Genomic DNA, 23,921 nt, shown 5'->3' on the forward strand with positions numbered 1-23,921 from the left:
TCCTCACAGTGCGTTGAAGGTATAGCCCAGACCCAGCATCACGCTGCGCGGCGCACCGGGCGTGTACTGGTTCTGGCTGTTCGGCGCATAGCTGCCCGTGCCCGCATAGCTGCTGCCGGCCGAATCGGCATAGCGCTTATCGGCCATATTGCGCACCTGCGCCCACGCTTCCAGCCCGCGCGCGAGCCGGTAGCTGGCGCGCAGGTTCAGCAGCGCGTGGCCGCCATACTCCACCGTGTTGGCGTTGTTCATCCAGTAGCGGCCCTGATGCACGGCTTCGAGTGCGATACGCGCGCCCGTCACGGGCTTGTAGCCGATCTCGAACGAGGTGATGTCACGCGGCGCCTGCGGCATGGTGCGGCCGCTGTAATCGAGGGTACTGGAAACCTGGTAGCGCAGGTAGCGGTGGCGCGCGATGGCCGTGGCGAAGCGCGCGTCGAACGGGCCGCTGTCGTAGTTCAGGCCCAGCTCCAGGCCTTCGCTGCGCGTGCGGCCCGCATTGCGGTTTTCGCTGTTGCCCGGCGAAAGCGTGTAGCTGACGATGGTGTCGCGCCCGTCGAGCCGGTACAGGGCCGTGTCGAGTTTCAAGCGGCCTTGCAAAAAGGCCCAGCGCAAGCCCAGTTCATAGTTGTTGTAGACGGACGGCTGCAAGTCGGCGATGCCCGTCTTGCCATACAGCTGGCTGACCTCGGGCGGGGTAAAGCCCTGGCTGACGTTCGCATATACGCTGCCCGCATGGCCGATGGCGTAGGTGGCGCCCAGCTTCGGGCTCATGTGCGAAAAGCTGCGCGACTCGTCGGGCGCGCCGTAATTGACGCTGCCGCCGGGCGCCAGATTGTTATGATAGTCGTAGCGGATGGCGTCCGAGCGTCCGCCCAGCACCACGCGCGTGCCCGCCAGCGGAGAAAATTCCCACTGCGCGAAGACGGCCGTGTTCAAGATGTCCGTCTGGTAGTCGCGCACGCCCTGCGGATTGCTGGCATTGGCCAGCGTGTATCGCAGATAGCGGCCCGTGGCCGCATCGCGCACGATGGACAGGTTATCGCTGACAAAGGGATTGTCGCTCTTGTCCACGTACACGCCGGCGACCAGGCGCGAACGCAGCCACGCGAATTCCTGCTGGTGTTTCACGTCCAGCCCCAGCGAATCGACATGGTTGTTGTTGATGACGCCCTTGCACAGCATGCCCGCGCAGCTGCCGATGGAATACGCGGGAAGCTGCCCGTGGTCGTTCTTGCGTGTAAACACGGTGACGGTGCTCGTGCCATTGGCCGTCGTCGCGCCCTCCCATGCCAGGTTCATGCGCGTGGTCTTGTCCTTGCGGTAGGTGAAGGTATTGAGACTCTTGCCGGGATTGCTGCGGTAATCGTTCTCGAACAGGCTGCCCGTCATGGCCGCATCGAGATCCGTATGCACGAGGGTGGCGCGCAGCTGCGACGCGGGGCCGAGCGCATAGTCGGCGCGCAGTGAGAACGAATCCTTGTCGCCATAGCTGTACTCTTGCCAGTTGTCGCGCGAACGGCGCGAACTGTAATGGGAAAAGCGCAGTCCCAGCGGCCCCCAGGTATCGCTGGCGGCCGTGTCGTAGCGGGTGAAACCGCCCACGTTGTCGCGCCGCACGCCCGCGCTTGCCGTCGGCGTGGCGCTGGCGCCGGCCGTGAGGAAATTCACGGCACCGCCCACGGCATTGCTGCCGTACAGCGACGAGGCGGCGCCCTTCACCACTTCCACGCCGCTGGCGCCCGCCATGTTCATCTCGTTGAGCGAGTTGTGGTTGAAGACGCCCAGCGGGCGGATGGGTATGCCGTCTTCCAGGTACTGGTAGACGGCATTCGTGCCGATGGGCTGGCGGATGCTCATGCTGTGCTGCTCGTTGCCCAGGTCATTCCAGTACACGCCGGCGATGCGGTTGAGGATATCGCCCATGGTCCTGGGCTTGTCGCGCTCCAGGGTTTTGGCATTGACGACGCCGATCGCCTGCGGCGTCTCGGACAGCCACGATTGCGCGCGCGAGCCGGAAACGACGACCGTGTCGATGGCGTGGTCAAGTTGCTGCGCCTGCGCGCAGGGATAGGCCAGGGCGATGGCTGCCGCCAGCATCAATAATTTCTTGTTCATGTGATTCTCGTTTAAGTGTGCGGATGCGGGGCGTCACACCGCAAGGTGGACAGCGCCAGCATTGAAAATGCAAAAACTTAAATGAGACCGGGCGGCGCGCGCGACTGCGCGGTGGACCAGATGAACAGCGGAGACGGGGACTGGTAGTACAGGGCCGGGAAGATGGCCGTGCCGCTGGCCACAAGCAGCGGCAGCACTGGACTGGCCGGCGGCAGGCCGACGGAACCCGCATGCGTGGAACAGAAGGCGCAATGCTCCATCTGCATGGCCTTGCCGCCGGACTTGCCATCGGCGGCGCCGTCATCGGCCTGATCAAGCTGCACAAAACGGATGCCGGCCACCGAGCAGATTTCCGCCCAGCCGGAGCCGGATTCCTGCTTGGCGTTGGCGACGGCCCGGGAAATCGATGGCGCGAGCGCCGCCAGCAGGATCGCGAAACAGGCGATCCAGGCGGCAAAGCGGCGCGTGAACAAGGTCATTCCCATGGCCGCATTTTACCAGCGGCCGCCGGGACTGGGTAGCGGAAAGGGGCTCAGGCGGCCGGGCAGGCGGCGCTGCCGTTGTCAAAAGCACGCACGACGCTGGCCGCATCGGCGGCGATGCGATTCACGGCGCGGCGGTGACCGAGCACCAGTTCATCATAGCCGGCGCCCACCTTTTCATTGGCGATCGTACGGCAAGTGACCACCTTGCCGCTGGCCAGCTGGCGCACGCTCCACACGGCATCGATCAGCGCATACTGGCCCATCACGGACTCGAAACGCTGCACATTGGTGCTGATGCGGTACACGGGCAGATTGTCCGGATGCGGCGTGCGGAACACGTCGATGGCGCCCAGGTCGTTCGTCACGGCCGTCGACAAGGCCTGTCCGATCTCGCCGGCCAGCGGCCCCGCCCAGCGCTGTTGCTCCAGCAATTCGATGCGGCCCGACGGCGCCGTCACGACAAACTGGTTGCGGCTCACCTGCTGCGGCACGCTGACGGCCAGCACCTCGACATAGTATTTCACGGGCTTGGCCGGCTGCGCGTCGGCGCCGCCGCTGAGCGTATAGAAATGCTCGGGCTGGGGCGTGGAGCAGGCAGCCAGCAGGCTGGCCGCCAGCAGCGCGGCAAACATCGGCTTCATCATTTTTTTTCATCTCCTTTTTTACCGCGGATCAGGGACTCGGGGTGGCGTTCCAGGTAATCGGACAGGGCATTGAGCGATTGCAGGGTTTGCGTCAGCTGCTGCAAGGCCTGGCGCACGTCCGACTGCAGCGGCGAATCCTTTTGCAGCACCTGTTCGGCCGTGCCGAAGGTCTGTTTCGCCGCCGTCAGGGTATCGCGCATTTCCGGCACCACCTGGCCATCGAGCTGCTTGAACAGGGTATTGGCCTGCCTGATCGTGGCGTTCAGGTTATTGCCGATCTCCGCATACGGTACCTGATCGAGCTTGCGGGCGATGCTGGCGATCTGCGTCTGCAATTCATCGAGGGTGTTCGGCACGGTCGGCACTTCCAGCGGATACCTGTTCGGATCGAGCGCCACCTTCGGCGCTTTCGGGAAGAAGTCCAGCGCGATATACAACTGGCTGGTCAGCAGGTTGCCCGTGCGTAGCTGCGCGCGCAAGCCGCGGCTGACCATGCGTTCGAGCAGCTGGTGGCCGGCCGAGCCTTCCTCATCGTCGACGGCGGCCTTGAAGCGCATGCCCAGGCGGGCCGGGTACAGGTTGACGGTGACGGGCATGCGGAAGTTCTTCTTCACGGGGTCGAACTCGATGCCCACCGAGCGCACCTCGCCCAGCACGATGCCGCGGAAATCGACCGTGGCGCCGGGCTGCAAACCGCGCAGGGACTGGTCGAAATAGAACACGGTGGTGATCGCCTCGCCATCGGGCTCGCGCATGGCGCTCGCCTCGTCGGCCGCCAGGCGGTAATTGGTGCCGGCCGGCGCCGGTTCGACGGGCTTGCGGCCGTTTTCCGCCTCGAAGGCGATGCCGCCCACCAGCATGGCAGCCAGCGATTGCGTATTCAATTTGAAGCCGTTGGAATCGAGGCGCACGTCAACGCCGCTGGCATGCCACCAGCGCGCATCCTTGCCGACGAACTGGTCGTACGGCGCATTCACGAAGACCGACATGGTGATGCCGTTGCCATCCTTGTCCAGCGCGAAGCTGACCACCTTGCCCACCCTCAGGCGGTGGAAGAACAGGGGCGAGCCCACGTCGACGGAGCCGAGGCTGTCCGCATGCAGGGTGTACAGCTTGCCCTTCTGGTCCCCTGCCACGGCGGGCGGACTCTCCATGCCGATGAAGCTCTCCTTCTTCTGCTCCGACTTGCCCGTGTCGACGCCGATGTAGGCGCCCGACAGCAAGGTGCCCAGGCCCGTCACGCCGCTGGCGCCGATCTGCGGGCGCACCACCCAGAAGCGCGAATCGGCGGTGGCGAAGCGGCGCGCTTCCTTGCTCATGTCGATCGTCACGAGTACCTTGCTCAAGTCGTCGCCCAGGGTGATGGCGCGCACCTGGCCGATGTCGACATCCTTGTATTTGACCTTGGTCTTGCCCGGCTCCAGGCCTTCGGCGCTCTTGAAGCTGACCGTCACCGTGGGTCCCTGGTCGAGGATGGACTTGGCGGCCAGGCCGGCGCCGATCAGCGCGGCCAGCAGCGGAATGAGCCATACCAGCGACGGCAGCCAGCGGCTGCCCTGTTCCACATCGGGTTCCGGCAACGGGGGGATGCCCTGGCCACCCGTTTCGGCAAGACCGCCCGCTTCTTTGTCAGACATGCTGTTCTCCAATCACTGTATTGTTTCCGGTATTTGCCACCACCACGGGCTCTTCCTCGCCAGGCACCTGCCCGTCGACGGGGTCCCAGATCAGGCGCGGGTCGAACTGCATCGCCGCCAGCATGGTCAGCACCACCACGGCGCCGAAGGCCAGCGCGCCGGGTCCCGCCGTGATCACGGCCAGCGACTTGAAGCGCACCAGCGCCACCGTCAGGGTGACGACAAAGATGTCGAGCATGGACCAGCGGCCGATGAATTCGACCATGCGGTACAAGATGGTGCGCTGGCGCGGCCGCCAGCGCGAACGCCGCTGCGCCGTAAACGCCAGCAGCGCCAGCACGCCCAGCTTGAGCATGGGCACGACCACGCTGGCGATGAAAATGATGATGGCCAGGCCCTTCGAGCCGCTGGTCCAGAACAGCACGACGCCGCTCATGATGGTGTCGTCCTGCGCGCCGAACAGCGATTGCGTCACCATCACGGGCAGCAGGTTGGCGGGAATGTAGAGGATCATGGCGGCGATCAGCAAGGCCCAGGTGCGGTTGATGCTGTCCGGCTTGCGCACGTGCAGGGCCGTGCCGCAGCGCACGCACGCCAGGTGCCTGCCCGTGCCCACGGGCGGCGCCACCAGGCCGCAGGCATGGCAGGGCACCACCTTTTCACCGGGCGCGAAAGCCTTGTAGCGGATGCCGGGCAGCGCTTGCCGGGTCAGGTCGTCGCCCAGGTTCCACAGGGCCTTGGGGTCGAACGAGACGACGATGGCCAGCAGCACGGTGAGCGCGCCAAACGCGAACAAGCCCGGTTGCGGCAGCACCGTGGCCAGGCTGGTCATCTTGACAACGGTGATCAGGATGCCGATCATCAGCACCTCCGTCATGCCCCATTCGCGCGCCGTCTGCACGGCGCGCAGCACGCGGTTAAATCCGGGCACCTTGACGCCGCCGCGCAAGCCCAGCGCCACATACAGCAGCGAACCGAGTTCGATGGCGGGAAAGAGGATGGTAAACAGGAAGACCATCGTCGCCACGATGTGCATCTGCTCGTACCACAGCACGCAGATGGAGCCGAGCAAGGTGGCGCTGGAAGTGAGGCCATTGACGTCGAGTTCGACGATAGGGAAAAACTGGGCAATCAGGAAGACAAAGGCGGCGCCCAGGGTGAGCGCCACCACCTTGCTCAATTCGGCCGAGGCGCCCCGGCCTGGCGCGGCGCGATACAGCACCGAGCGGCAACGGATGCAGCGCGCCTTTTCGCGTGGACGCAGCGGACGTTTGCGGTACAGCACGCCGCAGTCATGACAGCTAATCAGGTCGTATCGGTGCACAGTGTGAAGTTTGCCGGCGCCCGCAGCGCGACTATCCCATGTCAATGCCAGCCATCATGACAGAATTGGCATTTTCCTGCATTACGGCACTATTCTTTTCCACTCCCCCGCAACAACGCCTCCACGGCGCGGCCGATTTGCAACACTGTATCGTCGGCGCCGGCCAGGCCGCAGATGCCCAGCCCCACGGGCAGCTCGCCGTCGGCATGGCAAGGCAGCGACAGCGCGCAGCCGTCTAGGAAGTTGATGACGCTGGCGTTGCGCAGCACCAGGCCGTTCGTGGCAAAGAAGGTGGCGTCATCCGCTTCCAGCGGCGCGACCTGCGGCGCCAGAATGGCCACGCTGGGCATCAGCCAGGCATCGAACGGCGCCAGGCGCCGCCGGGCGATGGCGATCAGGCGCGCGCGCGCATCGAGCAAGTCGATGTAGTCAAACGCGCCCTGCTGCTGGCCGCGGCGGATGCGCGCCGCCACGCGCTGGTCGTACTGCGCGCCCTTCTCTTCCAGTAACGCCCTGTGCCAGTGCCACGCTTCCGCCGCCACCAGGCCGCCGCCGCCATTGATCGTCGGCAGCTCCAGCAATTCGGGGAAATCGAACTGTTCCACCAGGGCGCCGGCTTGCCGCAGCTTGTCCAGCGCGGCGTCGAAAGCCTGCTGCACCTGCGGCGCCACGTGCGTACCGACGTAGTCCAGGGTAAAGCCGAAGCGCAAGCCTTTCAGTGCCGGCGCCTGCGCGCCGATATCATGGCCCGACAGCGCTGCATACAAAATGGCGCAGCAATCGACGCTGCGGGCGATGGGGCCGGCCGAATCGAGGGAGCGCGACAAGGGCACCGTGCCGGCCAGCGACACAGTCGCCGCCGTCGGTTTGAAGCCCGTCAGGCCGCAAAAAGCCGATGGAATGCGGATCGAGCCGCCCGTATCCGTGCCCAGCGCGCCGGCCGCCATGTCCAAGGCCACGGTGACGGCGCCGCCCGAGGTGGAGCCGCCGGCCACTCGCGCGCCGTCGTGCGGATTGCGCGGCGTGCCGTAATGGGGATTCAAGCCCAGGCCGGAAAACGCGAATTCGCTCATGTTGGTGCGGCCCAGCAGAACGGCGCCGGCTGCGCGCAGGCGCGCCACGGCAAGCGCATCGGCCACGGCGGGCGGCGCGTCGGCCAGCGCCAGCGAGGCGGCACTGCTGGTTTGCCCCTTGACGTCGAACAGGTCCTTGATCGAAATGGGGATGCCGGCCAGCGGCGAGGCAATGATGCCGGCGGCGCGCGCCGCATCGCTGGCACGGGCCTCGGCCAGGGCCTGTTCGCCATCAAGGCTGACATAGGCATGGCCGCCCTGCGCCCGGTGCGCCTCGGCGCGCGCCAGCATCCGCTCCGTCAGTGCCGCGCTGGTGATGCGGCCAGCGGCCAGGTCGGCCGCCAGTTCGCGGATGGTCTTGGTCAGTTCGGTCATTCTCTTATCCTTCCACGGGCAGGGTTTGCACGGCATAGCGGTGCTGCAGGCGGCGCTGCAAGGCTGGATCATACAGTTCCAGCTCAAACGCGTCGCCATGGCCCATCTCGCCGATGACAGGCTGCGTGCCGCAGAACATGGCGCTGCCCACCGGCAGCGTCGCTTGCCCCGTGTAGCGCAGGATCAGGTCTTCCGGCGACAGCATGCGCGTCACGGGGCCGTCCTGGTACAGGGCCGGCACGCCGGCGCGCTCGCGCCAGGAGCGCATCTGCAGCTGGTCCCAGTGGCCGGCCACGTCGGCATAACGCCACAGGGTGCCGCCCACGGGCTTGCCGCACATCTGCTTCGATACCGTCACGCCGTAGCTTTCCACCTTGCGGTCCGTGTGGTCGGAACCGATGCCCACCAGCAGGCCGTATTCCGTGGAAAACAGCACGAATTCCGCTTCGCCCGAGGAATCGCCGCCCGGCACTTCGATGGCCGCGTCGCTCGACAGCAGTGCTGCCGCTACGCGGTAAAACGTGGGCACGCTTTTCGGGCGCGCCACGCCGATCGCTTCCAGCTCGGCGATGTGGTGTTCCACCATCGCCATGTCGCGGCCCGTCCAGCCGGCGATGATCAAGTGATCGATGTCGAAGGTGACGGGGCCGTGGCCGGCCAGTTGAAAATGCAATGTCGTCATGATTTTATTCCTCCAGGGGGCCGCGGCCCGTTTCGCGTGCGGCAAAAACTGCCGCGCCGGTGATCAGCAAGGCCGCCGCCACGTACAGCGAGACGGCCATGGTGCTGTTGTACGAGCGATACAGGCTGGCGATGACGAGCGGCGCGAAGCCGCCGCCGATGACGCCGGCCAGGGTATAGGCCAGCGAGGAACCCGCATAGCGCACCTTGGTCGGGAATTGCTCGATGACGAAGGCCGCTTGCGGGCCATACATGATGGCGTGGATGACCAGGCCCACGACGACGGCCGTGACGATGGCGGCCGGGCTGGCCGTGTCTAACAAGGTGAAGAAGGCAAACGCCCACACGAGACCCAGCGCTGCGCCCAGCGCATACACGGGGCGGCGGCCGATCTTGTCCGACAGGGCGCCAAACAGCGGCACCGACAGCGCATTGCAAGCCGTGCCGATCATGATGGCGGTGAGCGCCAGGGTCGATGACAAAAGCAGCACCGTCGTCACATACGTCAGGGTGAACACCACCACCAGCGCATACAGCACGTCCGAGCCGATGCGCACGCCGCCGGCGATCAGCAGACGGCGCCAGTAGAGGCGCAGCACGTCGCCGATCGGCGCTTCCGCCTTGGCATCCTGCTGGTCGAGCTCCTTGAACAGCGGTGTTTCCTCGATGCCGCTGCGTATCCACATGCCAAACGCCACCAGCAGCAGGCTGGCGATGAACGGCATGCGCCAGCCCCAGTCCATGAACGCTTCATGCGGCAGCAGATAGGTGATCAGGCCGATGCAGCCCGTTGCCAGCAAGGTGCCGAACGACGGCCCCACCTGCGTCCACGAGGCGTTGCGGCCACGCTTGTCCGGCGCACCGTGTTCGACGGAGATCAGCACGGCACCGGCCCATTCGCCGCCCAAAGCGATGCCCTGCACGAAACGCAGCGCCACCAGCAGGACGGGGCTCCAGATGCCGGCCGTCGCGTACGTGGGCAAGAGGCCCATCAAGCCCGTCGTCACGCCCATCAGCATCAGGGTCACCACCAGCACCCAGCGGCGTCCCAGCTTGTCGCCCAAATGGCCGAAGATCACGCCGCCGATGGGGCGCGAAATATAGCCGACCGCATATGTGGAAAAGGCCAGGATGGTGCCCGTCAGCGGATCGAAGGAAGGAAAGAACAGGTGATTGAAGATCAGCGCGGCCATGGTGTTGTAGACGGTGAAGTCATACCATTCCAGGGTCGTGCCGACCATGCTGGCCGTGGCCAGGCGGCCCGTCTTGGCCGTCGTGGCCTTCTCGCCCGGTGCCTGGGCTGCCGGATGCGCGGCGTTCGTATATGTGGTCATAGCCTACCTCTCTCGTCAGTTTTATTGCAGGCCCGGCGCAGGATGCTTTGCCCTGCGCCGTGGCCCGTGTCTCGTGTTATCGGTGCCGGCAAGATGCGCTTGCGGCGCGTCAGGCAGCGTGCAGGTCCACCTCGCGCAGCTGCCAGGACAGCTGCAGGATGGCTGCCTGTTCGGCGTCCAGGCCCAGCGCCGCGCTGGCGGCATTCGCGGCCGCCATGGCGGCGCTTTCGGACGATGCGTCGATCAGGAAGATCGGATCGAGCACGCGGGCCTCCGTCCGTTCCGCCGGCAGGGGGCCGGACAGGCTGGCGTCGGGCGTGAGCAAGCGCGTGGCAATGACGCCGTCGATCTGCAGCAGCGTCGTTCCCAGCGTGGCCAAGCCGGCCACCGCTTGCGCGTCCTGGCCGATGGCCGGCGCGCCCATACGCAGCACGGCCAGCCAGGCGCCCGTGCCCATGCCCGTTTCCGCCTCGATGGCACAGACACGGCGCATCGGGTCGACCATGCGCTGCAGATTCGTCTGCGACCAAGGCGTCTGCTGGCCGAAGGCCTTGAAGTAATCGGGCGTCTGGAAGGCGGCGAGCGACACGGTGCGGTACAGGCCCAGGTATTTGCGGGGACCGCGCACGCTCTGGTAGCGCGTGCCGCTGACGAAGCCGGGAATGCGCACGCGCTCTTCCACGTGCTCGCGGTCATACCAGCGGTTGAAATCAAGCTCGTGTTCCGGGTCGGCGCTGGTCCAGACGAACAGGATGCCGGGCAAGGTGGTGGACGTCGTCATGAGGGTTCCGTTTGCGTTGTAAGTGGAGTGCCAACCCAGAATAGGTGGCACGCCATCACTTGGCAAACGGGTTATTCTGAACGCGACTGATAAGTTTTTCTTGTGGGTGGGGCCAACAATGTTGTCGGATTACGCGGCGTCCCGCCGCTAATCCTACCTACCCGACTAATATGCATCGTAGGTCGGCTTAGCATCAGCGTAAGCCGACATCACCCGGCACCATATTCCTCGCCCAGCGCCAGCGTGAACCTGGCCGCCTCCTCGCATGCCAGCATGGCGACCAATTGAATCGCTTCCGTCGTGATGTCTTCGCTGTAACTGATGACGATGCGCTGCGGCGCCAGGCTGCTGGCGCAGAGAATCAGCGCGATATTGCCTTGCTCGATTTCCTCGCGCAGGGGCGCCAGCGGCAGCACGGCGATGCCGAAGCCCGCTTTGACCAGGCGCACGATGGCGGAAATCGAGCTGACGCAGTGGACACGGCCCAGCTGCACGCCCTCGTCCTGGCACAGCGCCTTCAAGGCGGAATGCGGCTGCGAACCGCGGTTCATGGTGATGATCGGATGCTGCGCCAGTTGCGCCACCGTGAACGGCACGCCCGTGTCGGGCCAGTCGGCGGCCCTGCCGGCCCAGCCCATGGCGATGGCGCCGCTGCCCGTGCTGCGGATATGGTCGCCCGTCAGCATGTCCGTCTGCAGCGCGATATCGAGTTCGCCCTGCTGCAGCTGTTCGTGCAGGCGGCGCGTCGATTCCGACGTCAATTGAATCTCGATGCCCGGATAGCGCTCCTGCACGCGCTGCAGGAACGGGATCAGCCAGGTATGCACGATGGTTTCGATGACGCCGATGCGCACTTCGCCCGTGATCTGCGCGGGCGAGGAATTGGCCGCATACATGTCGCGGCACAGTTCCAGCATGCGCTCGGCGTACACAAGCAGGTTGCGCCCGGCGAAGGTCAGGCGGATGTCACGCGCGTCGCGGTCGAACAATCGCGTGCCGAAGTCCTGCTCCAGCGAGGCGATGCGGTTCGAGATGGCTGCCTGCGTGATGTGCAGCTTGTCGGCCGCCGTGCGAAAGCTGCCCAGCCGCGCAGCCCAGACAAACGCTTCGAGAAAACGGGTATTCAATGGGGCTCTTCTTCACAGGTTGAGTGTCCGCCCCATTGTAAGCCAAAGCGCCCGGTCTATTTCTCGCCCAGGAAGTCGAGCAAGGTCAAGGCGACGATCTTGCTGGCCTTGCGCAAATCATCGAGCGCCAGGCGCTCGTCGGCCTTCTTCGCGTTCGACTCGGGCACCGTGCGCGGGCCGGCGCCATACAGCACGGCGGGGATGCCCCGTTCGCCATATAGGCGCGCATCCGCATACAGCGGCGTGCCGACGGCGGGTATCGTCTCGCCAAGGATGGCTTGCGCATTCTTTTGCAGGCTGCCGACCAGCTGCTCGGAGCCGGGCAAGGGCCGCAGCGCATGCGACAGCAGCAGGCGGCGGATCTCGATGCGGATGCCAGGCTCGCCGCGCACCGCGTCTTCGATCAGCGCGCGCACCTGCGCTTCCACCGCCAACGGATCTTCTTCGGGAATCATGCGGCGGTCCATCTTCATGACGACCTTGCCCGGCACCACATTCGTGTTCGTGCCGCCGTCGATGCGTCCCACCAGCATGGTGGGCGAGTCGATGCCGGCCACGTTCGATTTGATCTTTTTCAGCTCCGGCAGCTGGCCATAGATGGCGTTGAGGATCTTGTTGGCCGCCTGCAGCGCATCGTGGCCCGTCTCCGGCATCGAGCCGTGGCCCGACTTGCCGTGCACGGTGATTTCCAGCTGCAGGCAGGCGTTGTGCGCCGTGACGATGCCGTAGCTGAAACCGGCGGCGATGACGAAATCGGGCTTCGTCAGCTGCTGTTCCAGCAGCCAGCCCGGCCCCAGCAAGCCGCCGAATTCCTCGTCGTAGGTAAAATGCAGTTCCAGCTGCCCCTTCAGGGGAATGCCCAGCGCTTCGAGCGCGCGCGCGGCAAACACATAGGTGGCGAAATCGCCTTTCGACACGGCCGTCGCGCGGCCGTAGATATAGCCGCCGTCGATCTGGCCGCCGTACGGCGGATACGTCCAGTTGTCGCCGGGCGGCACCACGTCGCCATGCGCATTCAGGGCCACGGTCGGCCCGCCTGCCGCATACGGGCGGCGCACGATCAGGTTGGTGATGCTCTGCATGCCGTACGCCTCGACCTGGTCCGCCGGCACGGCGTGCTTTTCCGCGTTCCAGCCATACGCCTGCAGCAGCTGCGCCACCAGATCCGCATGGGGCGCGTTATTGCCGGGCGGGGTATCCGTCGGCTGCTGCACCACCTTCTGTAAAAAGGCGATCTCCTCGTCGAAGTGCTCGTCGATCCAGGCCGTGATTTTTTCTGCGTGCGTCGTCATTTTGCTCCTTGCATGGTCTGTTGCAGCCAGGCGCCCAGTTCGCTGCGCTCGGCCTCCGTCATATTGGTCAGGTTCCCGATCGGCATGGCTTTCAGCTCGATGGCCTGCTTGTAGATTTGCGCCGCGTGCTGGCGGATTTGCGTCTCATTATCCAGCATCATGCCGGCCGGCGCCGTGGCGAAGCCCGGCTGCGTGGGCTGGGCCGAATGGCAGGTGGCGCAGCGCTGGGCGATGATGGCGTGCACGCTCTTGAACTGCGCCGCCGGGTCCGCCGCCGGCGCGGCCGCCAGGGCCACGGGCGCTTTCGGCGCGATGGCCACGGCCACGGCCACCAGCAGGGCCACGCCGAAGGCAGGATAACGCCACTCGACTCTTCCCTTGTGGCGCAGGTTGAAGAAGTGGCGGAAGAAGACGCCGGCCGCCATGATCAGCGCCAGCACCAGCCACGCGTGATCGTTACGGTAAGTCATCGCGTAGTGGTTGCTGATCATGATGAACAGCACCGGTAACGTAAAATAATTGTTATGCACGCTGCGCTGCTTGGCTTTCAGGCCATGTTTGGGATCGGGCAGCTTGCCGGCGGCCATGGCCTCGACCATCTTGCGCTGGCCGGGAATGATCAGCATCAGCACATTGGCCACCATGATGGTGCCGATCATGGCGCCCACGTGGATGTAGGCGGCGCGCCCGCTGAGCAAATGCGTGAGCACGTACGCGGCGCCGACGATCAGCGCGAACACCGTCACGCCGAACCACAGTTCATATTGCGCCAGCTTCGAGCGGCACAGCAGGTCGTACACGGTCCAGCCGATGACGAGGGTGGCGATGCCGATGCCGACGGCCTGGCCGCTGGAGATATCGGCCACGGCCTTGTCGATCATCATGGCCTGGGCATTGAAGTAATACGCGATGGTGAGCAGCGCAAAGCCGGACAGCCAGGTGGAATACGCTTCCCACTTGAACCAATGCAGTTCCTTCGGCAGTTCGGTCGGCGCCACCAGGTATTTTTGCGGGTTGTAGAAGCCGCCGCCATGCACGGCCCACAATTCTCCCGACACGCCCTTCTTCGCCAGCTCGGAGCCGGGCGCGGGTGGACGTATTGAATTGTCGAGCCAGACGAAATAAAAGGAAGCACCGATCCAGGCGATGCCCGTGATGACGTGCAGCCAGCGGGCGATCAGGTTCAGCCACTCAAGGCCGTACGGAATCAGATAGGCAAATACTTCCATAAATTTCCTCTAGTCAGACCGAACCCATATTCGTGCCAATCTACACAAGATAAACGGATTTACCGCCCATCACATGAAAAATATCGTATATTTGACATATTCAAATCGATATACAACAGAGCCGCCGCCACATGTCCAGCCTGCCGCAACACCTCGACCTGCACCTGATCCGCATCCTCTACCTGCTGCTGGTGGAAAAGAATGTCTCGCGCGTGGCCCTGAAACTCAATCAGCCGCAGCCTTCGATTTCCGCCTCCTTGCGCAAGCTGCGCGAATTGACGGGCGACCCGCTGCTCGTGCGCGGCGCGCGCGGCATGGTGCCGACCCAGCATGGCGAAAGCCTGCTCAATCCGGCCAAGCGCATCCTCGACCAGACGGAAAGCCTGTTCGTCAAGAAGACGCCGTTCGTGGCGCAGGAAGAGGCGCGCACCTTCCATATCGCCGCGCCCGACTACCTGGACAGCCAGTTCCTGCCCAACGTGGTGGCCCTGCTGCGCCGCGGCTCGCCGAAAAGCCGCGTCGTGCTGCACAGCCTGGGGCCGGGCATCGACCATATCCGCCAGCTCTCCGACGGTGGCCTGGACCTGGTGATCGCCAACTGGGACGAGCCGCCCGCGCACCTGCACATCTCGAAGCTGTTCGAAGACCCCATCATCTGCGCCATGCATGCGGAAAACGCCTATGCGCGCCGTACGGCCAGCGACGCCATGACGCTCGACGACTACCTGAGCCTGCCCCACGTGGCACCGTCGCAGATGATGCCCGGCTACCACGGCGTGATCGATTCCTTCCTCGAACGGCAAAACCTGCAGCGCAACGTGGTGGTGGAGTCGGCGTATTTCGGCCTGATCCCCTACATGCTGACGCAGACTGACCTGGTGCTCACCACGGGCCGGCAATTCATGCGCTTCTATGAAAAGACGCTGCCGCTGAAAACGTATACCGTGCCCTTGAAATTCCCGCCGATGCGCTTTTACCAGCTGTGGCACCAGCGCGTGCACCAGGCGCCCGAACACAAATGGCTGCGCGACCAGGTCAGCGCAGCGGCCAAGGCGCTGGTGCAGCGATAGCCGCTATCAACGCGCGCATATAATGGAGGCAGGAACGGGGCGCTATCATCACCGCTTGCATGATCGGAAAACCATGACCACCCTTTCAGACCTGAACGCCGGCAGCCAGGCCGATTTTATCGCGCACCTGCATGGCATCTACGAACACTCGCCCTGGATCGCCCAGCGCGCGGCCGCCGCCCGGCCGTTTGCCAGCCTGACGGCCCTCAAGACGGAGCTGCAGCGCGTGCTGGCGCAAGCCTCGCCCGAAGAGCAGCTGGGACTGATACGCGCCCACCCGGAACTGGCCGGCAAGGCCGCCATCGCCGGGCAGCTGACGGCGGAATCGACGCGCGAACAGGCCAAGTCGGGCCTGAACCTGTGCAGCCCTGATGAATTCGCCACCCTGCAGCGCCTCAACAGCGAATACAACGCCAAGTTCGGCTTTCCCTTCATCCTGGCCGTCAAGGGTCCGACGGGCGAGGGCCTGACGCGCCAGGACATCATCGCCACGTTTGCGCGGCGCCTGAAAAACCGGCGCGCCGATGAACTGGCCGAATCGCTGCGGCAGATCAAGCGCATCGCCGAACTGCGCCTGAACGACCTGCTCGACGTGCGCCTGGACTTCGGCCCCGCCATCATGCAGCAGGCGGAAACGCTGGCCGGCTGGAGCGACAGCGATTACAACCTGACCTGCGCCTATCTGACGCCGGCGCACCGCAAAACGGCCGCGCAGCTGGCCGACTGGATGCGGGACGCGGGCATGCAGGTGCACATCGACGCCGTCGGCAATGTCGTCGGCCGCTATCTGTCCGACGCACCGGGCGCGAAGACCCTGATGACGGGATCGCACTACGACACCGTGCGCAACGGCGGCAAGTACGATGGCCGGCTGGGCATCGTGCTGCCGATCGCCGTCGTGCGCCACCTGCACGAACGGGGCGAAAAACTGCCATTTCATTTCGAGGTCGTCGGTTTCGCCGAAGAGGAAGGCGTGCGCTTCAAGAGCACGTTTTTGGGCAGCACGGCCGTGACAGGCAAGTTCGACGTGTCGCTGCTGGAGCAGCTGGATGCGGACGGCGTGAGCATGCGCGACGCGCTGGCCGCCGCCGGCCACGAGGCGAGCGCCATCGGCGCCATCGCGCGCGCTCCCGAAGACTTGCTCGGCTATGTGGAAGTGCACATCGAACAGGGCCCCGTGCTGCTCGAACGCGACCTGCCGCTGGGCATCGTCACGGCGATCGCCGGCAGCTCGCGCTACCTGGTCAGTCTTGGGGGCGTGGCCAGCCATGCGGGCACCACGCCCATGACCATGCGCAAGGATGCGGCCAGCGCGGCCGCGGAAATCATCCTGCTGGTGGAACGGCGCTGCAGCCAGGGCGAAGCGCTGGTGGGCACCGTGGGCCAGCTGCAGGTGCCCAACGGCTCCGTCAACGTGATCGCCGGCGCCTGCATCCTGTCGCTCGATATCCGCGCGGCCGTTGACGCCGTGCGCCAGGCTGCCGTCGACGACATTCTGGATGGCATCGCCGCCATCTGCGCGCGGCGCCAGATCGACTACCAGCTGGAACTGCTGCTGTCAGCGCGCGCGGCGCCGTGCGCGCCGTGGCTGATGGCGCAGCTGGCGCAAGCCGTGGAATCCGTCGGCATCGAACCGTATGCGCTGCTGTCGGGCGCCGGCCACGACGCCATGGCCATGGCCGCCATCACCGACGTGGCCATGCTGTTTACCCGCTGCGGCAATGGCGGCATCAGCCACAACCCGCTGGAAACCATGACGGCCGACGACGCCGACATCGCGGCGCGCGCGCTGCTGGCGTTTTTGCGCAACTTCCAGCCCAAGCCGCAGGGATAGCGGTCGTGGCTACACGGTCACGGCCCGCTCCAGCATCGCGTGCAGCAGCACATTGCAGCCCGCTTCCAGGTGCTCGGGCCTGGCGTCTTCGATTTCATTGTGGCTGATGCCGTCCTTGCATGGCACGAAGATCATGCCGGCCGGCGCCAGCCTGGCCGCGTAGATGGCATCGTGGCCGGCACCGGACACCACATCCATCACCGAGTAGCCGAGTTTGGCCGTGGCGTTGCGCACGGCGCCCACACAGTCGGGGTGAAACGGGCATGGCGGATAGTAGGACACCCTTTCCAGTGAAATGCCCAAGCCTGTTTTTTCGCGTGTGGCGTCGATGAAGGTCGTGATCTCGCCATGCATGGTGTTGAGCAGTTCGTCGTTCACGTTGCGCAGGTCGATGCTGAATTTGACCTCGCCGGGGATCACGTTGCGGCTGTTCGGGAATACCTGCACCATGCCCACCGTACCGCGCCCGTACGGCGGGTAGCGGTTGGCAATCGCCACCACTTCCTGCATGATGGTGGTGGCTACCTGCAGCGCATCCTTGCGCAAACCCATGGGCGTGGGACCCGCATGCGCTTCCATGCCCGTCACCACGCAGTCGTACCAAGACAGCCCCATCACGGCCGGCACCACGCCGATAACCTTGTCCGCGTCTTCCAGCACGGGGCCCTGTTCGATATGCGTTTCAAAATAGGCGCCGATCGGATGGTCGCCCGGCACCTGCTCGCCCTTGTATCCGATGCGCGCCAGCTCCTCGCCCACGGTCTTGCCTTCCGTGTCCCTGGCCGCATACGCGGTCTCCAGCGAAAAGGCGCCGCAAAACACGCCCGAGCCCATCATCACGGGCACGAAGCGCGAGCCTTCCTCGTTGGTCCAGAAGGCCACTTCGATCGGTGCCTGCGTCTTGATCTTCAGATCGTTCAGGGTACGCACCACTTCCAGGCCCGCCAGCACGCCGTAATTGCCATCGAACTTGCCGCCCGTGGGTTGCGTGTCGATGTGGCTGCCCGTCATCACGGGCGGCAAGGTATTGTCCATGCCGTCGCGGCGCATGAACACATTGCCGATCTGGTCGATCGTGATGCTCATGCCCGCCTCCCGGCCCCAGCCTACCACCAGGTCGCGGCCTTCCTTGTCGAGATCCGTCAGGGCCAGGCGCTTGACGCCGCCCTTCGCCGTCGCGCCAATCCGCGCCAGCTCCATCAGCGCTGCCCACAGGCGCTCGCCATTGATACGCAATGCATCCATCGTCAACTCCTTATGCGGTCGTGGCGGAAAAGGCGGGGCGTTCGATATAGCGCCCCGCCCCTTCGACGGCCATCAGTTCGCCCTGGTGGAACACCACCTTGCCGGCGGCAATCGTGGTGCTGGGGATGCCGCGCACGGTGCGACCTTCGAAGACATTGAAGCCTCCCTTGGCGAACTGGGTGGCGGCGGAAATGGTGCGCGTGCCTTGCGGGTCCCACAGCACGATATCGGCATCGCTGCCTGCGGCGATGACGCCCTTGCGTGGATACATATTGAAGATCTGCGCCGCATTGGTCGATGACACCTTGACGAATTCTGAGGGGGTGAGCATGCCCGAATTGACGCCAGCATCCCACACCACGGCCATGCGTTCCTCGACGCCGCCGCAGCCGTTCGGGATGCGCGTAAAGTCGTTCTTGCCGGCCGCCTTCTGCTCGGCGCAAAAGGTGCAGTGATCGGTGGCCGTCGTGTGCAGGTTGCCGCTTTGCAGGCCGTGCCACAGGGCCGATTGATGGTGCTTGCCGCGGAACGGCGGGCTCATGACGTGGCCCGCCACGTAGTCGAAATCGTCGCTCTGGTAGACGCTGTCGTCGATCACCAGGTGGCCCGCCAGCGCTTCGCCATATACGCGTTGCCCGTTGGCGCGCGCGCGCGTGATGGCGTCGAGCGACTCCGCGCACGAGACGTGCACGATGTACACGGGGGTATTCAAAACGTTGGCGATCGCGATGGCGCGGTTGGCCGCCTCCGCTTCCACGGCGGGAGGGCGCGACAGCGGGTGCGCCTGCGGCCCGGTGATGCCTTTTTTGAGCAGGGCTTGCTGCAACTGGAAAACCAGTTCGCCGTTTTCCGCATGGACGGTGGGCAGCGCCCCCAGTTCCAGCGAGCGGGTAAAGCTTTTCACCAAGGTTTCATCGTCGGCCATGATGGCGTTTTTATAGGCCATGAAGTGCTTGAAGCTGTTCACGCCATGCTCGCGCACCAGCACTCCCATCTCTTCATGTACCTGCTCGCTCCACCAGGTGATCGCCACGTGGAAGGTATAGTCGCCAGCCGCCTTGGCCGACCACGCGCGCCACTGGTGATACGCCTCGATCAGCGACTGCTTCGGCGCGGGAATGACGAAGTCCATGATGGTGGTGGTGCCGCCGGCCAGGCCCGCCGCCGTGCCCGTGAAAAAATCGTCGGACGTCACCGTGCCCATGAAAGGGAGGTTCATGTGCGTGTGCGTATCTATCCCGCCCGGCATCACGTACAGGCCGCCCGCGTCGATCACGGTGGCGCCAGCCGGCACGGGCAGGTTCTCGCCGACGGCGGCGATCGTGTCGCCCTCGATCAGCACATCGGCGCGAAACGCGCGGTCGGCGTTGACGACGGTACCGCCACGTATCAGTGTAGTCATCTTGTCTCCTTCTCGAAAAGATCAGGACTGGGGCGCCTGCTGTACGAGCGCAGCTACCTTGCCCTTCATCATGACGCCGTAGACGACTGCGGCGATGGCCACGCCCACGAACCAGGCGTAGGTATAGATGGTTTTGAAGCCTTCGCCCACGCCGGGAAACGCCGTGGGAAAGGCCGCATTCAGAAAGCCCGGGATATTCGGCAGCACGGCGATGACAAATGCGATCAGCGCCGCCATGTTCCAGCCATTGCCATACGAGTAGACGCCGTCGTCGCGGTACAACTGCCTGACGTCGAGCTGCGTCTTGCGCACAAAGTAATAGTCGACGATGAGGATGCCGGCGATGGGGCCCAGCAGGGCCGAGTAGCCGATCAGCCACGTGAAGATATAGCCCTGTGTCGACTCGAGCACCTTCCACGGCATCATGACGATGGCGATGAAGGCCGTGATGTAGCCGCCCATCTTGTATGAAATCTGCTTCGGCGCCAGCGAGGAAAAGTCGTACGCAGGCCCCACCAGGTTGGCCGCCAGGTTGACGCTGACCGTGTCGATCAGGAGGATGATCAGGGCGATCAGCACGGCGGCGCCCGTCATGCGGCTGGCCAGGTCGACGGGGTCCCAGATGGCCTTGCCGTACATGACGACCGAACCGGCAGTGACGATCACGGCCAGCATGGCCAGCAAACCCATCGGCACGGGCAAACCGACCGACTGGCCCACGATCTGGTCGCGCTGCGTCTTGGCAAAGCGCGTGAAGTCGGGAATGTTCAATGCCAAGGTGGCCCAGAAACCCACCATGGCGGTGAGCGACGGCCAGAAGACGCTCCAGAACTGGCCCGCCTTCTTACCGCCGGGGATGAATTGCGATGGCTGGTCCAGCAGGCTGGCCACGCCGCCGGCCTTGCTGTGCACCCAGTACAGCAGCACGAAGCAGATCAGGATTTTCAGGGGTGCCGTATAGGTTTCCAGCTTGCGGATCGATTCCATGCCATGCAGGATGTAATAGAACTGGATGGCCCAGAAGGCCAGGAAGCACAGCAGCTGGCTGCCGTTGATGCCCAGGCCAGCGATCTTCTCGCCGCCCAGCTCATGCCCCATCAGCACGCCCATCAGCGTGTAAATCATCTGCCCGCCGAACCAGGTCTGGATGCCGTACCAGCCGCAGGCGACGATGGCGCGCATCAGGGCCGGCAGGCGCGCGCCCATGGTGCCGAACGAGGCGCGCGCCAGCACGGCATACGGGATGCCGTACTTGGTGCCCGCATGGCCGATCAGCAGCATCGGCAGGAGCACGATGGCGTTGGCGAGAAATACCGTGAGCACGGCCTGGTAGCCGGACATGCCGCTGTCGATCAGGCTGGCCGACAGGGTGTAGGCGGGAATGCACATCACCATGCCCACCCACAGCGCGGCGAAGTGATACCAGCGCCAGGTGCGCTGCGCCGCCGTGGTGGGCGCCAGGTCTTCATTCCAGAGTTGCGTGTTGCCTGAATAGTCGTGGTTCACAGGGTTGCTCCATCGGTTGGGAGGTTGGGCGTTTTAAAAACGGCTGCGGCCTAGCTTACTGCAAAGTTGGGCAACTGTTTATAAAATATGCGTACGCAAAAAACGTGCCCTATACCGATTCCGCCAATGCCCTGGGGTTGCGCGGATCCTGCGTCCAGTTCATGTACGGCTTGCCCGTGGCCTGCGGCACCATCGTGATGCAGCCCTGCACCGGACAGGTGATTTCGCACAGGTTGCAGCCCACGCATTCCTCCTTGATCACTTCATATGTGCGCGTGCCGGCGGCGTCGATCAACTGCGCAATCGACTGGTGCGAGGTGTCTTCGCAAGCCACGTAGCACTTGCCGCATTTGATGCAGTCATCCTGGTTGATGTGCGCGATCACCTGGTAATTCATGTCCAGGTATTTCCAGTCCGTCGTGTTGGCCACGGCCTTGCCGGAAAAATCGCTGATGCGTGCATAGCCCTTCTCGTCCATCCAGCGCGACAGGCCATCCTTCATCTCGTCGACGATGCGAAAACCATGCAGCATGGCGGCCGTGCACACCTGCACGCAGCCGGCGCCCAGGGCGAGGAATTCGGCCGCGTCGCGCCAGTTGCCGATGCCGCCGATGCCGGAAATGGGCAAGCCCCGCGTCTGCGGATCGCGGGCGATTTCCGCCACCATGTTCAGCGCGATGGGTTTCACGGCGGCCCCGCAATAGCCGCCGTGCGTGCTGGCGCCGCCCACGATGGGTAAGGCCACCATGCGGTCCAGGTCCAGCGAGGTGATGGAATTGATGGTGTTGATCAGCGAGACGGCGTCCGCGCCGCCCGCCTTGGCCGCGCGCGCCGGCATGCGCACGTCCGTGATGTTGGGCGTGAGCTTGACGATGACGGGCAGTCGGCTGTGTTTCTTGCACCAGGCGGTCACCATCTGCACGTACTCGGGCACCTGGCCCACGGCCGCGCCCATGCCGCGCTCCGGCATGCCGTGCGGGCAGCCGAAATTGAGCTCGATGCCATCCGCCCCCGTCGCCTCGACCTTGGGCAGGATGTCGGCCCAGTAATGCTCTTCGCAAGGCAGCATCAGGGAGACGATCATGGCGCGGTCGGGCCAGTCCTTTTTTACCTGCGTGATTTCGCGCAGGTTGATCTCCAGAGAGCGGTCGGTAATCAGCTCGATATTATTGAAGCCCACCACTTCGCGGTTCTTGCCGTACAGGGCGGAATAGCGCGACGAGACGTTGACGGCGGCAGGGTCTTCACCCAGCGTTTTCCACACGACGCCACCCCACCCCGCCTCGAAGGCGCGCACCACGTTATACGCCTTGTCGGTCGGCGGTGCGGACGCCAGCCAGAAGGGATTCGGCGCCTTGATGCCGCAAAATTCGATGCTGAGATCAGCCATTATGCAGCCTCCACTTTATTGAACAGATCGGAATGGATGGCCAGTGCGGCCAGCTTGCCATGCTGGACGGCCTGCACCGTCAAGTCCTGTCCCGGCGCCACGCAGTCGCCGCCCGCGTAGATCCCCGGCAGCACCGTGCGGAAACCCGCGTCGACGGCGATCTTGTCGCCTTCGCGTTTCAGCAACGACGCCATCGGGTCAATCAGCACCTCGGTGTCGAGGCTCTGGCCGATGGCCTTGAAGATGGCGTCGGCCGCCACGTCGAACGTTTCGCCCGTGCCCGCCAGGCGCGTGCCCTGCATGCGCGTTTTCTCGAAACGCATGCCGGCCACCTTGCCGGCAGTATCGAGCAGCACCTGCTGCGGCTGGGCCCACGTCAGCATGCGCACCTGGTTCGCCTTGGCGATCTCCTGTTCATGATGGGTGGCCGTCATGGCGTCGAAACCGCGCCGGTAGACCAGGGTGACTTCCTCGGCGCCCAGCCTTTGAATCTGGACGGCCATGTCGATGGCCGTATTGCCGGCGCCAATGACGATGGCGCGTTTCGGCACGGGCAGCGCGGCCAGGTCGTCCGCCTGGCGCAACGCGGCGATGTAATCGACGGCCGCCAGCAAGCCCGGTGCGTCCTCGCCCGTCAAGCCCAGTTTGCGGCTGGCGCCCAGGCCCAAGCCCAAGAAGACGGCGTCGTACTGCGCATGCAAGTCGCGCAGCTGCACGTTTTCACCCAGCGCCTGGGGACATCGGATGGCGATGCCGCCGATATCGAGCAGGAAGTCGATTTCCTTTTGCGCGAAATCGTCCGTCAGCTTGTACTTGGCGATGCCGTATTCATTCAGGCCGCCCGCCTTGTCTTCCTTCTCAAAGATCACCACGTCGTGGCCCAGCATGGCCAGGCGGTGTGCGCACGACAGGCCGGCCGGACCCGCGCCGACGATGGCGATAGTCTTGCCCGTGCTTGCCGCCCGTTTGAACGGGTGGCTGGCAAAGTGCATGTGGTCGACGGCGTAGCGCTGCAAGAGGCCGATCTTGACGGGCTGGCCTTCGGCGTCGTGATTGCGCACGCAGACGTCTTCGCACAGGATTTCCGTCGGGCATACGCGGGCGCAGCTGCCGCCCAGGATGTTCTGTTTCAGGATGCCGGCGGCGGCGCCGTTGATGTTCTTGTCGTGGATATTGCGGATGAAGCTGGCCACGTCGATTTCCGACGGACAGATGCGGCTGCACGGCGCGTCGTAGCAATACAGGCAGCGGGCGCTTTCGATGACGGCCTGGCGCGCCGTCAGGGGCGGCGCCAGGTCCGTGAAATGGCCAGCCAATTCCTCGTTGGGCAGGGCGGGATGCGGTAAATAACTCAAGGACTCGATCATCGCGTAT

General features: G+C 64.7%; 19 protein-coding genes. 2 read left to right on the forward strand and 17 right to left on the reverse strand.

From position 1 onward, the window contains the following. Window positions 1-3: 3 nt before the first annotated feature. From IGS60_RS26465 to IGS60_RS26520, 12 genes are all read right to left on the reverse strand, one after another. Entirely contained in the window at window positions 4-2,118 is a 2,115-nt protein-coding gene (locus IGS60_RS26465) for a TonB-dependent receptor (RefSeq protein ID WP_230506648.1), read from the reverse strand. 77 nt (window positions 2,119-2,195) lie between these two features. After that, window positions 2,196-2,603 carry a DUF2946 domain-containing protein gene (locus IGS60_RS26470; protein ID WP_227742105.1) on the reverse strand — a complete coding sequence of 136 codons (408 nt, stop codon included), beginning with the start codon at window positions 2,601-2,603 and terminating at the stop codon, window positions 2,196-2,198. A 47-nt stretch (window positions 2,604-2,650) separates the two neighbouring features. Next, window positions 2,651-3,247 (reverse strand): membrane integrity-associated transporter subunit PqiC, encoded by a 597-nt coding sequence (locus IGS60_RS26475; RefSeq protein WP_230506649.1) that lies wholly within the window; start codon window positions 3,245-3,247, stop codon window positions 2,651-2,653. Then, window positions 3,244-4,884 (reverse strand): intermembrane transport protein PqiB, encoded by a 1,641-nt coding sequence (locus IGS60_RS26480; protein ID WP_230506650.1) that lies wholly within the window; start codon window positions 4,882-4,884, stop codon window positions 3,244-3,246. The genes IGS60_RS26475 and IGS60_RS26480 overlap by 4 nt, the downstream gene beginning before the upstream one ends. Further along, the gene (locus IGS60_RS26485) at window positions 4,877-6,208 is read right to left on the reverse strand and encodes a paraquat-inducible protein A (RefSeq protein ID WP_230506651.1); all 1,332 of its coding nucleotides are present in this window, start codon (window positions 6,206-6,208) and stop codon (window positions 4,877-4,879) included. Before IGS60_RS26485 ends, IGS60_RS26480 begins: the two co-directional genes overlap by 8 nt. 89 nt (window positions 6,209-6,297) lie before the next feature. Continuing rightward, on the reverse strand, window positions 6,298-7,656 hold the full coding sequence (locus IGS60_RS26490; RefSeq protein ID WP_230506652.1) for an amidase: 1,359 nt from the start codon (window positions 7,654-7,656) through the stop codon (window positions 6,298-6,300). Window positions 7,657-7,660: 4 nt separating this feature from the next. Then, a complete protein-coding gene (locus IGS60_RS26495; RefSeq protein ID WP_230506653.1) occupies window positions 7,661-8,338 on the reverse strand; it encodes a DUF2848 domain-containing protein in 678 nt (225 codons plus the stop codon). A 4-nt stretch (window positions 8,339-8,342) separates the two neighbouring features. Next, entirely contained in the window at window positions 8,343-9,671 is a 1,329-nt protein-coding gene (locus tag IGS60_RS26500; protein ID WP_230506654.1) for an MFS transporter, read from the reverse strand. A gap of 109 nt (window positions 9,672-9,780) precedes the next feature. Continuing rightward, complete coding sequence (locus IGS60_RS26505) at window positions 9,781-10,452, reverse strand: DUF4286 family protein (RefSeq protein WP_230506655.1); 672 nt, start codon at window positions 10,450-10,452, stop codon at window positions 9,781-9,783. Window positions 10,453-10,661: 209 nt separating this feature from the next. Continuing rightward, window positions 10,662-11,579: a LysR family transcriptional regulator gene (locus IGS60_RS26510; protein ID WP_230506656.1), complete on the reverse strand. Its 918-nt coding sequence runs from the start codon at window positions 11,577-11,579 to the stop codon at window positions 10,662-10,664. Window positions 11,580-11,635: 56 nt separating this feature from the next. Next, window positions 11,636-12,871, reverse strand: a complete 1,236-nt coding sequence (locus IGS60_RS26515; protein ID WP_230506657.1) for a M20/M25/M40 family metallo-hydrolase — start codon at window positions 12,869-12,871, stop codon at window positions 11,636-11,638. Beyond that, window positions 12,868-14,100 carry a urate hydroxylase PuuD gene (locus tag IGS60_RS26520; RefSeq protein WP_230506658.1) on the reverse strand — a complete coding sequence of 411 codons (1,233 nt, stop codon included), beginning with the start codon at window positions 14,098-14,100 and terminating at the stop codon, window positions 12,868-12,870. The genes IGS60_RS26515 and IGS60_RS26520 overlap by 4 nt, the downstream gene beginning before the upstream one ends. A gap of 131 nt (window positions 14,101-14,231) precedes the next feature. Between IGS60_RS26520 and IGS60_RS26525 the strand changes: the two genes are divergently transcribed. Continuing rightward, window positions 14,232-15,170, forward strand: coding sequence for a LysR family transcriptional regulator (locus IGS60_RS26525; RefSeq protein ID WP_034754583.1), 939 nt, complete (start codon window positions 14,232-14,234; stop codon window positions 15,168-15,170). A gap of 73 nt (window positions 15,171-15,243) precedes the next feature. Continuing rightward, on the forward strand, window positions 15,244-17,004 hold the full coding sequence (locus IGS60_RS26530; RefSeq protein WP_230506659.1) for an allantoate amidohydrolase: 1,761 nt from the start codon (window positions 15,244-15,246) through the stop codon (window positions 17,002-17,004). A 9-nt stretch (window positions 17,005-17,013) separates the two neighbouring features. Here IGS60_RS26530 and IGS60_RS26535 read toward each other — a convergent pair whose 3' ends face one another. The 5 genes from IGS60_RS26535 to IGS60_RS26555 form a co-directional block, all read right to left on the reverse strand. Further along, the gene (locus tag IGS60_RS26535; protein WP_230506660.1) at window positions 17,014-18,249 is read right to left on the reverse strand and encodes a Zn-dependent hydrolase; all 1,236 of its coding nucleotides are present in this window, start codon (window positions 18,247-18,249) and stop codon (window positions 17,014-17,016) included. Between the two features lie 10 nt (window positions 18,250-18,259). Then, window positions 18,260-19,651, reverse strand: coding sequence for a dihydropyrimidinase (hydA, locus tag IGS60_RS26540; RefSeq protein WP_230506661.1), 1,392 nt, complete (start codon window positions 19,649-19,651; stop codon window positions 18,260-18,262). A gap of 21 nt (window positions 19,652-19,672) precedes the next feature. Next, window positions 19,673-21,157 carry an NCS1 family nucleobase:cation symporter-1 gene (locus tag IGS60_RS26545; protein ID WP_121668548.1) on the reverse strand — a complete coding sequence of 495 codons (1,485 nt, stop codon included), beginning with the start codon at window positions 21,155-21,157 and terminating at the stop codon, window positions 19,673-19,675. 109 nt (window positions 21,158-21,266) lie between these two features. Beyond that, complete coding sequence (gene preA / locus IGS60_RS26550) at window positions 21,267-22,547, reverse strand: NAD-dependent dihydropyrimidine dehydrogenase subunit PreA (protein ID WP_230506662.1); 1,281 nt, start codon at window positions 22,545-22,547, stop codon at window positions 21,267-21,269. Then, window positions 22,547-23,914 carry an NAD(P)-dependent oxidoreductase gene (locus IGS60_RS26555; RefSeq protein ID WP_230506663.1) on the reverse strand — a complete coding sequence of 456 codons (1,368 nt, stop codon included), beginning with the start codon at window positions 23,912-23,914 and terminating at the stop codon, window positions 22,547-22,549. Before IGS60_RS26555 ends, preA begins: the two co-directional genes overlap by 1 nt. Window positions 23,915-23,921 lie beyond the last annotated feature (7 nt).

Origin of the sequence: Janthinobacterium sp. FW305-128, assembly GCF_020858135.1 — a bacterium.
Lineage (GTDB): Bacteria > Pseudomonadota > Gammaproteobacteria > Burkholderiales > Burkholderiaceae_D > Janthinobacterium.